Origin of the sequence: Schaedlerella arabinosiphila (genome assembly GCF_003885045.1) — a bacterium.
Classification (GTDB): Bacteria; Bacillota; Clostridia; order Lachnospirales; family Lachnospiraceae; genus Schaedlerella; species Schaedlerella arabinosiphila.
In genome coordinates, this window is sequence record NZ_RHJS01000002.1 from 4,852,942 (window position 1) to 4,865,719 (window position 12,778).

The following is a 12,778-nucleotide window of genomic DNA, read 5'->3' on the forward strand; positions in this document are numbered from 1 at the left end:
AAGAAATAATAAAGATTAAAATAAATAAAACTTATTATTATTAGTGTCAAAGGAGGGATTTAAGTGAAATCGAAAAGGTTTACTTTAGGATTATTGATATTTTATTTGCTTGCTTTGACATGGATTATTATTTTTAAGCTGCAGTTTTCCTTTGAAAATTTACCACACATAAAAAGCATCAATTTAATTCCGTTTGGTCAGTCAGTTGTAGTTAATGGAAAAATGGATTTTGGAGAGATTATTCAAAATGCGTTAGCCTTTATACCTTACGGCTTATTTATGCATGTTTTATGGGAAGAAACGTCTTTGCCAAAACAATTCATACCTATTATTTGCACAAGCCTTATATTTGAAATAGTACAGTTTATATTTGCTATTGGGGCAAGTGATATTACAGACATTATTTCCAACTCATCAGGCGGAATCGCAGGAATTGCTATTGCTGTTTTTATTTCAAAAGTGTCAAGAACAGGCTGGATAAAATTTATAAACATTATCAGTTTTATTGGTGCAATTATTTTAACATTATTTATTGCGATTTTACTTTTGGCTAATATGTAAATCGCTATTTAATCCAAATAACAGCCGCCAAAGCTGTCTGCAGACGTTATTGTTTACACGGCGCCGTGCACCCTGCTGCACGGCGTCCGGCCAATAAAGTAACATTTGCCATAATATCCAGCCCGTCTACACTCCGTTCCGGTCCGTCCTAAACAAGCGTCGCTGGCGCTTAGGACCGCCGAAGGCGGCTTAAAATGGACTGGATACTGTTACTGGAGCACCCAAAGGGCGTGAATCAGGGTCATTCTACAACCGTATTCCATACAAGGATTATATTCAGGCTTCCTGCCAGTTTGTTTACATCTTCCTTCCCAAGGCCGGTATATAACACGATCTTGTCCCCTGGTTCTTTCGCCCGGATCATCCGTTCGGCCATCTCATTCGCCCTGTTCTGTTCCCCAATCCCAATGCCTTCTTCCCTGCCTTCTTCCCTTCCTTGTTCCTTAAACAGCAGCATTGTTTCCTCTTCATTATACTCTGTGATACACATTGATTTCACCTCCGCCCTGTGTCCAACCAGAAATGGCCTGATTTCAAAGTCCTCCGGAAGCTCATCGATTGCCTGATCAACGGCCTCCTCAATATCCTTATGTTTGCTGTATTCCCGAATCCGCTGGATCAGCCACGCATATTCCCCCAGAGGCTTGCAGGCATCCATCAGTTCTTTATTCTGCCCGTAATTGATATTGAGCATCCGTACCCTTACTGCAATATCCGGCTCCATCTCCTTACTTCTTCCATCTGGATCCGGCTTCCTGCTTTCTTCTGCCTCTGTATCCCCGGGATTCTGCTTCTCCTTGCCTGCCCGGAATGCATCCTTTAATTCCAGGATTCGATCCATATAATTGTCCTGTCCGTTATAAAAAACGACCAATTTAGGGATTGGAAGCGCGACTAATGTATCACCATAGATATTCAGTTTGTTCTCATGGATATATTTATCGTACAGCTTTGCGGCATACATCAGTTCCCTGACCGGCATATTGGGGTTATATGTGGCTTGCTGCTCATAAATGCTCATGATATCCGTAATGATAAATGAAACATCATTTTTCATCCCCATATAAAGAATATCTTCCATTGTCGTAATCTGGATACTGTCCGGATCCGTATGGAAGGAATGGTTCACTGCGTTATACAGGCTCAATGTCCATCTCTTATTTTCTTCCCTTCCAAATAGAAAGCAAAACAGGCGGTCCTTATGTTTGGTATTAATCATGTTTGATTCCTCCATCTGTGTTGTAAACAGGTATTTACTCAGCCCTATTCTGCAATAGGGATTATGCAAAAAAGCTGACTCTCTGCGCCTACATCCTGCATAGATATAGATGTACCGTTTTTTGATTACCCTGCACAGTTTTGGGGAAGCCGCCCTCTTTTTCTAAATTATAACATGTGATTCCCTGGATTGCCATAAATATTTGCTGTCAAATTGTCTTTACAATTGCAGTCATACATAGTAAAATATTTGTAATCTACCGACCGGTCGATAGAAAGGAGGAATGCATGAACCATACGGAACGGAAAAATGAGATTATTGAGGCCTCCATCACGCTGTTTTGCGAGCGGGGGCTGGATCTGACATCCATGCAGGATATCGCCAATGCGGCAGGTATCTCCAAGGCAACCTTATATTTTTACTTTGACTCGAAAGCAGCGTTGATCCAGGAGGTACACCAGCATTGTTATCAGATGGATGTGGACGCCTGCAATTTCGGGGTGGAGCAGGAAAAGACGGCCATGGACAAGCTGTGCAGGAGGTTTCGCAATATCATCAGCTATTCCATGAGCCACCCCAGGGAATCCATGATCGAGCAGTTGTATACGGCCTCTCCGGTTTATTGCGGCATGCCCCTGCAGTGTAAAAAGGAATTTTACGCGGATATTGAAAAGATTGTACTGGAGGGCAAGGAGAACGGAGAATTTAAAGAAAGCCCAAGCTGGCTTCTGACAACCGCATATTATGGTTTCGCCTGCCAGATTTACCTGAAGTTGAAGGAAGAACCGTCGTTATGGAATGAGGATACGTTCAATGCCTGTACCAAGATGCTCCGGGGAATGTTTTCTAAATGTGCGGGCGTTTCATAATGTAAACCAGGAGGAAAGAAGATGTCATTTGAAAAATTATTTTCACCAATCAAACTCAGGGAACTGGAATTGAAAAACCGTGTAGTCATGAGCGCCATGGGAACGCATGAAAGCTCAGAGAGTGAGGACGGGAAAGGCGTAACGGATAAATTGATCGCGTACCACGTGGCCCGGGCAAAGGGAGGCTGCGGACTGAATACGGTGGAGGTGTCCTCCGTAGATGCGGCAAGCGCGCCGTCAGGATTTTTGTCCATCGCAGACGACAAGTATATCCCGGGATTCCGCAGGCTCAACGACGCGGTTCACGAGGCAGGCGGAAAGACCTGTCTGCAATTATGGCAGGGTGGTCTTGCCGTTGCAAGCGACCAGACGGTACAGATCCTTCTGCCCGACGATATGCCTCTGTCCGCTGAATATACGGTGCCGGCCATCACGGAGGAAAGGCTGTATTCCGTCATTGACGCCTTCAAAGCAGCGGCAGCAAGAGCGGTGGAAGCAGGCTTTGACTGTCTGGAATTTCACTGTGCGCACAATTATCTGCCTCATTCCATGCTGTCCGGCGGGTTAAATCACAGAACGGACGACTGGGGAGGCAGCTTTGAAAACAGAAAGCGGTTCCCGTTGGCATGTATTCGGGCAATCCGCGAAAAGATGCCGGAGGGGATGCCGCTCCTGATGCGGATCGACTGCCATGACGATATGCTGGATGGCGGCCTGACCGTGGATGATGTCATTGAATTTTGCCGGGACGCCAAAGAGGCCGGTGTGGATGTCCTCAATATTTCCAGAGGAAATATCGTGTCCGCGGCCACGGTTTACGAGGTGGCGCCTGTGGATATCCCGAAAGGATTCAATGTGGAGGACGCTGCCAGAATCCGCAGAGAGACCGGCATGATCACCATGCCCTGCGGCAGGATCAATACACCGGAGTTTGCGGAGCAGATTCTGGAGGACGGCAAAGCAGATCTGGTCGTTATGGCGCGGGCACAGCTTGCGGACCCGGACTTCTGCAATAAGGCGAAGGACGGACGGCTAGGTGAGATCAAGTATTGTATCGGCTGCAACCAGGGCTGTTATGATTACTTCGTTACCTCGCTGTCGAATCCGGCGGTTAAGCATATTACCTGCATGAGAAATCCGGCCCTGCTGGAAGAAAAGGCTGCGGCCTTGAAGCCAGGCACAAAATCCAAAAAGGTGCTCATCATAGGAGGCGGCATTGCCGGGATCGAAGCGGTGCTGGATCTGAAAAAGACGGGCAACGAGCCTGTGATCTATGAAAAAAGCGGAAGCCTTGGCGGGCAGTTTGTCCTTGCGGGCGTTGCGCCGGGAAAAAGGGATTTCAGTTATGCGGCGGAAAAGGCGGTGGCAAATGTAGCGGACCAGGGGATCGAGGTGCATCTGAATACGGAAGCAGGACCGGAACTGATTGAAGAAATGAAGCCGGACGCGGTCATCATTTCCGCAGGCTCCGTGCCCATTGTCCCAGACATTGCAGGGAGTAACAGCGAGTCTGTGATCGAATCCCATGACCTGCTTTCCGGCAGAGAGGTCCAGGGACAGAGCGCGGTCGTGATCGGCGGCGGACTGGTGGGCTTTGAGTGCGCCCAGTATCTGGCATCCAAAGGAATCACGGTGAACATTTTGGAGATGAAATCTGAGGTGCTTACAGAGCTGGGGCAGCTCCGTCAGATTACAGCCAACTTTGCACTCTCCGAGATGCCCATCACCGTCCACAAGGATACCACCTGCAAAGCAGTCGAGACAGGCAGAGTCGTGGCCCTTCAGGGAGAAAAAGAGGTTTCCTTCGAGGCGGACATTGTGGTAATGGCAGTGGGAACAAAATCCGCAGAGACAGCGGCTTTCCAGGATGCCTGCCAAAAGCTTGGCATTCCGGCTTATGTCATCGGGGATGCAAAGAAGGCTCCGGGCATGGCATTGGATGCCATCCATGACGCTTACCATGCAGTATTGGAGATCAATCAATGAAAGCGGGGAATACATATGGCAAAATTATTCAGTGAATTTACAATTGGCTCTATGACCATGAAAAACAGAACCTTCATGGCACCCATGTCATTGGGATACGGGAATCCGGGCGGAGTTCCCGGCGAAGAACAGCAGGCATACTGGCTGGCCCGTGCCAAAGGCGGAGTCGGATGCATCATCACGGACGCGACGAGTGTAGATCCGAATACGCCTTACCTGGGCAACACGTTATGCTTCCGGGATGAGGAAAGCATCGCCGGATACAAAGCATTTACAGATAAGATCCATGCATACGGCGCAAAGATCATTCCCCAGATCACGCATCCGGGGCCGGAGAGCATTTCTTCCTTTTTCGGCGTTACGCCGGTGTCGTCCAGCGGATATAAAAATTCCATGCGGCAGGATACCCGCGCGCTGGAGATTGAAGAACTCCCGCCCATCATCGAACAGTATGCCAACGCTTCCTTTCAGGCAAAACAGGCAGGTTTTGACGGGATCGAGCTGCACTGCGCGCATGGGTATATGCTGCTCGGGTCGTTCTTGTCCCCGCTGAGAAATACCCGTACTGACGAATATGGGGGAAGCCTGATGAACCGCGCCCGCCTTCTGCTGGAGGTCGTGGACGCGATCAAAGCAAAATGCGGAAAAGAATTTCCCATTATCCTCAGGATGTCAGGGAGCGAAAAGGTGCCCGGAGGAAATACGGTTGAAGATATGATGAAGCTGGTACCCGTACTGATCGAGCATGGAATTGATGCATTTGAGATCTCGGGCGGCTCCCAGTACGAGGTGCCGCACAAGATCATGCCGTCCCATGGGGAAGAAGCAGGCGCAAATGTGGATGAGGCAGTCCGGATCAAATCCGTCAGCACGGTTCCCGTGATCCTGGTCGGAAAGATCAATACGCCGGAGCTTGCACAGTCGCTGCTGGAAGAAGGCAAGGCGGACGGGATCGTGCTGGGCAGGGTGCTGCTTGCAGACCCGGAATTTGTCAACAAGATCCGGGAAGGACGTACAGAGGAGATTGCTCCCTGTGCCGGATGTCTGGTAGGCTGCGTGGGTGAGCAGAACAAGCGCCATCCGGCCTCCTGCGTGATCAATCCGTTTTTGGGAAAAGAGACAAAACTGTCCGTCGTACCGGCAGAATCCCCAAAGAAAGTAGCGGTCGTTGGCGGCGGCATCGGCGGAATGGCCGCAGCAAGGATGGCGGCTCTCAGGGGCGAGGATGTGACGCTGTATGAAAAAGAAGAAAAACTGGGTGGCCAGGTTTTGCTGGCAGCGATCCCGCCGCACAAATCATCCCTGCTGAAATGGATACAATATCTGGAGAAGGAGCTTTTGCGTCTGCATGTGAACGTAGAACGGGGGCATGCGGTGAGTGCGGAGGAAATTCTAAAGAGCGGCTTTGACGCAGTAATTCTTGCCAACGGATCCCACCCTGTGTCGTTGAAAGAAGGGGAAAATATCTGTACCGCGCATCAGATCCTGCAAGGCGAGACGGTCATTTCGGAAGGCAATGTGCTCATCGTCGGAGGCGGCATGGTGGGCCTGGAGATGGCCGAGTATCTGGATTCCGTAAAGAGCGGGGATCTGTCGCTTACTGTCATTGAGATGAAAAATACTATGGGCGAAGGCATGGCGCCCGGCAACCTGGTTCCGGCCATGGGAAGGCTGAAAAAGATCGGCGTGACCATGATGACGGAAACGAAGCTGAAATGTATATCGGGAGATACCGTGACATTGGAAGCTGCCGGCCAGGAAAAAGAGGTATCCGGGTTCACAAAGATCGTATTTGCTGTGGGTTCCAAGCCAGACACCGGACTGTATGAAGCGCTCAAAGACTGCGGGAAAGAAATTTACACAGTGGGCGATGCGAAGGAAGCAGGCCAGGCACTGCAGGCGGTTGCAGATGGAACCGCGGCGGCCATGGCGCTGTAGTACGTGTGATTTCGAAAACAAAGGGCCGCAGGCAATTTGAAATGACGGCCTGAGTTACAGGACACACCTGATCAAGGCGTGTCCTGTAACATTTAATTTCGGATCATTTAAGTTTTCTGGAATCCAGCTATACTTTTTCAATCAGATAGCGTATAATGAATCCAGCAGCGAAATCGGAATGGTTGGAGGATAATTGATTGTGAATAAGGTATGGTCTGAACTAAATAAAACAATGCAAACGCAAATCAAAAAGAAAGATACCTATAAAGCAGGTATTGAAACATTGATTCATTTGCGGAATCAGTTAATGGAAACCTTAACATCATTTAGCGAGAAATTAAGCAGAGAAGATTTTGATGCAATTCCATTTATAAATGCAGATGGTTATCATAGTAAACGATTGCATATTCAATTTGGCATATTTTCCGTATTGAAGATATAGTTGCACACACATTGATCAGCGAAAACGAGCAAGTGTTTTTTTCGGGCAATTATCAGGAACGTATCAATTCACCTATAATCACAACAGGAAATGAACTTGTAAAAGAACAGATTGCAGACTTTTCAAAGCAACTTAATTTGAAAGAACTTAATACATATATTTTTGAGGTAAAGGATAGCACCGAGAAGATAATCAATCAATTATCCTATGACGAATTGAAAAAGAAAATATTAGATGAAAGAAAAGAATACTTAAAATCATTGAACGTTGTAAGCGATGATAAAAATGCAATTTGGCTTATTGATTATTGGTGTGGTAAAGATATTCGTGGTTTAATACAAATGCCATTTTCAAGACATTGGATTATGCATATAGAAGCAAGTTTGCGTATAAAAAACAAAATGCATTCATAAGTGCAAATTTGCTGTTTTTGTACCAGCCGCCAAGTCCGATTGTATTTTCTGAAATAAAACCGTTCCTTTATACGACAGTACAAATTAATGGGAGAACTGATCAGCCATCTAACCAATTCTCCCATAGAATTGAATCTCTATAATTTTGCAATATACTTTCCCCGCTCAGCATCCGGGATTTTCATAGCCGTCATTGCCTGTTCCGCTGTCCACTTCATGGTATCCATCAGATTTTTTATTGTTTCAAGCAATGTCTCCTGCTTCGTTTCCTGCCTTGTTTCACGTTCCTGCTTTTCGAAATCTTCCTTCATCAATTCTCTCAATGCGTCACACATAATTTTATCGCACCTCCTGATCGCTTCATAAATTTCCCTGTTCGCAGATACACTAACCTGCAGAACCGCGTCTATGTTATTTCTGTCACCTGGCTCGGTCATCTTTCCTGCCTTTTCAACAAATGCCCGGACATCCTCTTCCTGTACATCTTTCGACAGGACACGCAGTGTACGGTGTGTTTCTTTCTCCAGTTGTTTTGTCACTACAATCTGTGTATCAAACAGCGCCTGCTTCCCGCTTATATAGTATATTCCCGGATATCGCTCCTCAATCTCCAGACCCATTTTTTTCATTGTTTTAAACATTTCTCTCGGGCAGCTTTCCCGGAAAATAGATATTGTCAATTCATCGGCGGGGATCTGGTCTACGCTTTCTCCCAATCCTTTATACAGGCACGCATAGCCAACCGTTTTATAATAATCGTCAATGGTAAGCGCGTCATCCGGATTTTTGTATTCCACTACATTAAACTTTTTAAATATATGCCCAAGCTCGTTTTCTATTCGGACATCCGATAGCTTCTTGATGATCAGCAGATCCATCCGGACAGGCTCTTTGCTCAGATTATATTCCCTCTGAAATTCAAGATCGCCCTTGTTTGATAAAAATTCCAGCTCTGCCGCTCCGTAAAAACCCGGATGCCAACTGATATTCAATACCTCAAGATTGTCCGGCATCTGCTCTCACCCCTTATCCTGCCATCTACTTTTCCTGCTGTTTGATCATCTTCTTTACTATAATTTTGCAATATACTTTCCCCTATCAGCATCCGGGATTTTCATAGCCGTCATTGCCTGTTCCGCTGTCCATTTCATGGTATCCATCAGATTTTTTATTGTTTCAAGCAATGTCTCCTGTTTCGTTTCCTCAAAATCTTCCTTCATCAATTCTCTCAATGCGTCACACATAATTTTATCGCACCTCCTGATCGCTTCATAAATCTCTCTGTTCGCAGATACACTCACATGCAAAACCGCGTCTATGTTATTTCTGTCTCCCAGCTCGGTCATCTTTCCTGCCTTTTCCACAAATGCCCGGACATCCTCTTCCTGTACATGTTTCGACAGGACACGCAGTGTACGGTGTGTTTCTTTCTCTAGTTGTTTTGTTACTACAATCTGTGTATACATTAAACTTTTTAAATATATGCCCAAGCTCGTTTTCTATCCGGACATCCGATAGCTTCTTGATGATCAGCAGATCCATCCGGACAGGCTCTTTGCTCAGATTATACTCCCTCTGAAATTCAAGATCGCCCTTGTTTGATAAAAATTCCAGCTCTGCCGCTCCGTAAAAACCCGGATGCCAACTGATATTCAATGCTTCAAGATTGTCAGGCATCTGCTCTCACCCCTTATCCTATTTTCCTTCTTATATTCTTATACTAGCATCAGACACAATAATTCGCAAGTCATAATCTGTATATGTGCGCGGTTGCGGTTACAGGTCGTTTAAACGGGCTGTTTCATCCGATAAGTTTTCTGGAATCCAGCTATACTTTCTCAATCGAATAGCGTATAATGAACCCAGCAACGAAATCGGAATTGATATAGCGAAAGGATTCATTATGATTGATAATAAACGAGTCAAAGAAATTCTCTTTGGATTGGGAGCAGATTTATGTGGAATAGCGAGTATAGATAGATTTCATGACGCTCCTAAAGGGTATCATCCTACAGATGTCTTACCGACTTGCAAATCAGTTATTTCTTTTGGATGTAGATTTCCGATAGGAACTCTAAGCTGTACTTCTCCCGTACCTTATACAAGAGCGAGAAATTCTATTACATCAAAAATGGATGCAATGGCTCTTGATTTTTGTATTGAAATGGAAAAATATCAAATTGCTTGTGTACCAATTCCAACAAATGAAAGCCAATGGGACGATAATACAAAGAGATGGCGCTCTATTATTTCCCAAAAGCATGCGGCACAGGCTGCGGGATTGGGTACGATAGGGAGACATTCTTTGCTTATTACACCAGAATTTGGAAGTATGGTCTGGTTAGGAGCCGTTTTGTGTGAACAAGAATTAGAATGTGACGAGTTAAAGGATAATATTTGTAATAACTGTAATGCCTGCGTAAACATATGTCCGGTAAATGCGTTAGAGCATTTAGAATTAAAGCAGCAAGCATGTTGGGATTATGCCTTTGGCGATGATAAAACAATACAAAGCTGGGTAATAAGTTGTCACAAATGCAGAGATATTTGTCCTTATAATTTAGGGACAGAAAATTCTTCCTTTTTCATTCATAGAAACAGTAAATGATGGGATACCTTATGAAATTACGATTGTCACATCAGATATGTATTACTGGAAGATGGCGTAACCGCCTATTGGGGAAAAAATGGATAATTTGAGTTTTAAATATGAACAGACAAAATATATGCTCAAACAGAAAATAAAGAAGTTGTTTGCAAATGATTGTTCGGGACATGATTATTGGCATAGTATCCGTGTCTTATCTTTTCTGTGATGAATCCGGCAATATTAATCTTTCACGGAGGAAAGCGGCAAAAGTTTTATATAGATAATCGATGTTTGGAGGAATGAATGTCAAGAAAAATTATAGAGATAAAACATCATCTTTCAAGTGGATGCTGTATGTGTAGTGGAATTGAAGATTTATATGCAACAAAAACAAATCAATCTATTCCAGAGGGTTTTCTTCTTGCATTGGGAAGTTTTGGTGAAACCGTTTTTATTAAAATGAACAATAGTGAAAAACCATATATGTTTAGCGCAAACGACGCAAGACCAAAAACAGTATACGAGAATTTAAAAGATGAACTAGGGTTAGATTATAAAATCATTGGAGGAAGAACTGTAAAATACGCCAAAAATTCTATTAAGAAAGAGATTGATGAAGGCTATCCTGTTGTTTTAGGGCCGTTGGATATGTTTTATTTGCCCTATCTGAAAATGTACCATGTTGAACATATACCTATTCATTATGTTTTGATGACTGGATATGATGAAGAAAAGAATTGTGTTTTAATATATGACTGCGACCGGGAAGATATAATAGAGCTTGCCGTTAGTGATTTAGAACTGGCCTGGAATATCGAGAAAAATGGGGTAGGCGACAAAAACGGATTTATTAAAATCCGATTAGGTGAAAATCTGCCGGATAAATACACCCTTAGCTGCAATTGCCTGTTGAAAAAAGCGGAAAGGCAGTTCAGGGAAAAACCGTATATTCTCGGAATTTCTGCCTACGAAAAAATTGCAAGAGAGCTTCCGAAATGGAAGAAGAAATTTTCAGAAGAAGAGTATAGAAAAGCTCTTATTTCTATTACCGAATATATGGGAAAAGTACCTAAAGTGCCAAATCAGATTATAGGAGTTAAAGAAGCTGATATACCATACTGTGCGAATTACGATAGGCTTGCAGAAATTATCCAGGAATTAGGCCAGGAATATAAGCAGGATAATTGGATCGAGTCTGCGCAATTGTTTGATAAATGTGGGAAAAATATCGAAACGATTGTTACATACGTTGTGCAGTATTGTTGTAATGACGTTGACAGAACAGATGAGCTAAATATTATATAATGAATCCGGTAACGAAATTGAAAGCAATATAAAAAAATAGGATATAGACAAATCGGGATTTGCAGATGATTTTCTTGAACTTTCCTTATTTTTCAAGGCTTTTAGAGCCTTACATAGTGAAATGATTTCTATTTTCCCTTGTTTTTGCCCTTATGGGCAGTTTACAAGGGAAAGTTTTTCTGAATGTATCTAATCGTTGCCTGCCACTTTGTCCAAGAGCCTTACGGAAGTCCGTTTTGCTTCCCTTGTGGCATGGGCATACACATTCATTGTGGTACTCACGTCAGAGTGTCCTAAGAGTTCCTGCACGTCCTTCGGCGCTGCGCCGTTTGACAGCAAATTGCTTGTATAAGTATGGCGGAGCTGGTGGAAATGAAACCCCTCAAATCCGTCCAGTTTCTTTGCCAGTGTCCGGCAGACGATACTCAATGTACTCGGCGTTTCAAGGCAGCCGTCCGGTCTTAAACATACAAATGAGATTTCGTTGTAATCCGCCGGAATGTCCTGCGTGTTCTCCAAGCTGTAATACTCATAGTAAACCCTGTTTTTATCCTGTACTTCCTTGTAGTAGTTGCGGTGGTACAGTTCCCCGTACTGCATCTGATTTTTAAGCTGTCCTTTCCTTGCTTTTTTCAGTATGGCGGTAAGCGTGTCTCCAAAATCAACCGTCCGCACTTTCTTACGTTTTGTCGGCCCGATAATCGTTTTGTGCTTTGCACCGTCATAGCGGACGCTCCGTTTTACCGTAAGATACTGTTCTTCAAGGTTGATGTCCTGCCAGGTCAGCCCGCATACCTCGCCAATCCTAAGACCTGCATAGTAAGCTATCTGTATCGGCAGAACCGCTGAAACATTTTTCTTTTTAAGATAAGCGATAAGTTTCTCATAGTCATCATGAGAAATAGGCTGCGTGCCTGCCTGTCCCATATCTTCCTCTGAAAACAAATCCACTTCCTCTGCCTTTCGTTTCAGCTTGATGTACTGCATTGGATTGAACGTAATCAGTTGTTTTGGGAATACCGCAAAACGGAACGACTGCTGTAAAACCGCCGAGAAAGAGTGGATATAGTCTTTGCTCAATCCTTTTTTGACTTTTCCGTCGGGATAAGTCCCTCCGAAAGTAAGCAGGTCAAGGAATGTCTGCAAATGCTCCGCTGTTACGGTTTTTAACCTTCGGTCAGCAACAGGGTGTTTCTTAATGCACCGTATCGCACCGAGATAATTTTCCACAGTACCGTTGCTAAGCGTGCCAAGCTTTAATTCTTCCTCCGCCCAAATATTGAGCAGTTCCCCAAGCGTGATATTGTCAGCCTTTGCAATAAATTTCTTTTCTTCGTAATCCTCCATTGCCTGCCGTAACAGCTTTTCCGTCTCGCTCTTGCTTTCCGTACCCGTAAACGGGAAACACGTTCGCACCAAGAAAGAGATACTTGACGAAAACGGGAATGTCCGCAA

At 44.6% G+C, this 12,778-nt stretch carries 12 protein-coding genes and 1 pseudogene; 8 read left to right on the forward strand and 5 right to left on the reverse strand.

What is annotated here, in order from left to right; all coding sequences use genetic code 11:
• The first annotated feature begins 63 nt into the window (after positions 1–63).
• A complete protein-coding gene (locus tag EBB54_RS22875) occupies positions 64–561 on the forward strand; it encodes a VanZ family protein (protein WP_125129126.1) in 498 nt (165 codons plus the stop codon).
• Positions 562–802: 241 nt separating this feature from the next.
• Here the strand turns inward: EBB54_RS22875 and EBB54_RS22880 are convergent, their stop codons facing one another.
• Positions 803–1,780, reverse strand: a complete 978-nt coding sequence (locus EBB54_RS22880) for a hypothetical protein (RefSeq protein WP_016297932.1) — start codon at positions 1,778–1,780, stop codon at positions 803–805.
• Positions 1,781–2,067: 287 nt separating this feature from the next.
• On the opposite strand from EBB54_RS22880, the gene EBB54_RS22885 reads away from it, so the two are divergent.
• The 5 genes from EBB54_RS22885 (at position 2,068) to EBB54_RS32660 (ending at position 7,428) form a co-directional block, all read left to right on the forward strand.
• Entirely contained in the window at positions 2,068–2,649 is a 582-nt protein-coding gene (locus EBB54_RS22885; protein WP_125129127.1) for a TetR/AcrR family transcriptional regulator, read from the forward strand.
• A 21-nt stretch (positions 2,650–2,670) separates the two neighbouring features.
• A complete protein-coding gene (baiCD, locus tag EBB54_RS22890; protein WP_125129128.1) occupies positions 2,671–4,635 on the forward strand; it encodes a bile acid Fe-S flavoenzyme BaiCD in 1,965 nt (654 codons plus the stop codon).
• A 15-nt stretch (positions 4,636–4,650) separates the two neighbouring features.
• Positions 4,651–6,573 carry an oxidoreductase gene (locus EBB54_RS22895; protein ID WP_125129129.1) on the forward strand — a complete coding sequence of 641 codons (1,923 nt, stop codon included), beginning with the start codon at positions 4,651–4,653 and terminating at the stop codon, positions 6,571–6,573.
• A gap of 199 nt (positions 6,574–6,772) precedes the next feature.
• Entirely contained in the window at positions 6,773–7,015 is a 243-nt protein-coding gene (locus EBB54_RS32655) for a hypothetical protein (protein ID WP_330554581.1), read from the forward strand.
• An 11-nt stretch (positions 7,016–7,026) separates the two neighbouring features.
• The gene (locus EBB54_RS32660) at positions 7,027–7,428 is read left to right on the forward strand and encodes a hypothetical protein (protein ID WP_330554582.1); all 402 of its coding nucleotides are present in this window, start codon (positions 7,027–7,029) and stop codon (positions 7,426–7,428) included.
• 137 nt (positions 7,429–7,565) lie between these two features.
• On the opposite strand, the gene EBB54_RS30715 is transcribed toward EBB54_RS32660, so the two are convergent.
• The 3 genes from EBB54_RS30715 to EBB54_RS22915 all read right to left on the reverse strand — a co-directional run bounded on the left by EBB54_RS30715 (position 7,566) and on the right by EBB54_RS22915 (position 9,105).
• The gene (locus tag EBB54_RS30715) at positions 7,566–8,441 is read right to left on the reverse strand and encodes a hypothetical protein (protein WP_193554380.1); all 876 of its coding nucleotides are present in this window, start codon (positions 8,439–8,441) and stop codon (positions 7,566–7,568) included.
• Between the two features lie 57 nt (positions 8,442–8,498).
• Positions 8,499–8,672 carry a hypothetical protein gene (locus tag EBB54_RS31400; RefSeq protein WP_243127779.1) on the reverse strand — a complete coding sequence of 58 codons (174 nt, stop codon included), beginning with the start codon at positions 8,670–8,672 and terminating at the stop codon, positions 8,499–8,501.
• A 76-nt stretch (positions 8,673–8,748) separates the two neighbouring features.
• On the reverse strand, positions 8,749–9,105 hold the full coding sequence (locus tag EBB54_RS22915) for a hypothetical protein (protein WP_125129130.1): 357 nt from the start codon (positions 9,103–9,105) through the stop codon (positions 8,749–8,751).
• A 226-nt stretch (positions 9,106–9,331) separates the two neighbouring features.
• On the opposite strand from EBB54_RS22915, the gene EBB54_RS22920 reads away from it, so the two are divergent.
• Positions 9,332–10,036 carry a 4Fe-4S binding protein gene (locus tag EBB54_RS22920; protein WP_243127780.1) on the forward strand — a complete coding sequence of 235 codons (705 nt, stop codon included), beginning with the start codon at positions 9,332–9,334 and terminating at the stop codon, positions 10,034–10,036.
• Between the two features lie 285 nt (positions 10,037–10,321).
• Complete coding sequence (locus EBB54_RS22925) at positions 10,322–11,323, forward strand: BtrH N-terminal domain-containing protein (RefSeq protein ID WP_125129131.1); 1,002 nt, start codon at positions 10,322–10,324, stop codon at positions 11,321–11,323.
• Positions 11,324–11,512: 189 nt separating this feature from the next.
• On the opposite strand, the pseudogene EBB54_RS22930 reads toward EBB54_RS22925, so the two are convergent.
• Positions 11,513–12,721: pseudogene (locus EBB54_RS22930) on the reverse strand (tyrosine-type recombinase/integrase); the annotation flags it as partial.
• Between the last annotated feature and the right edge of the window lie 57 nt (positions 12,722–12,778).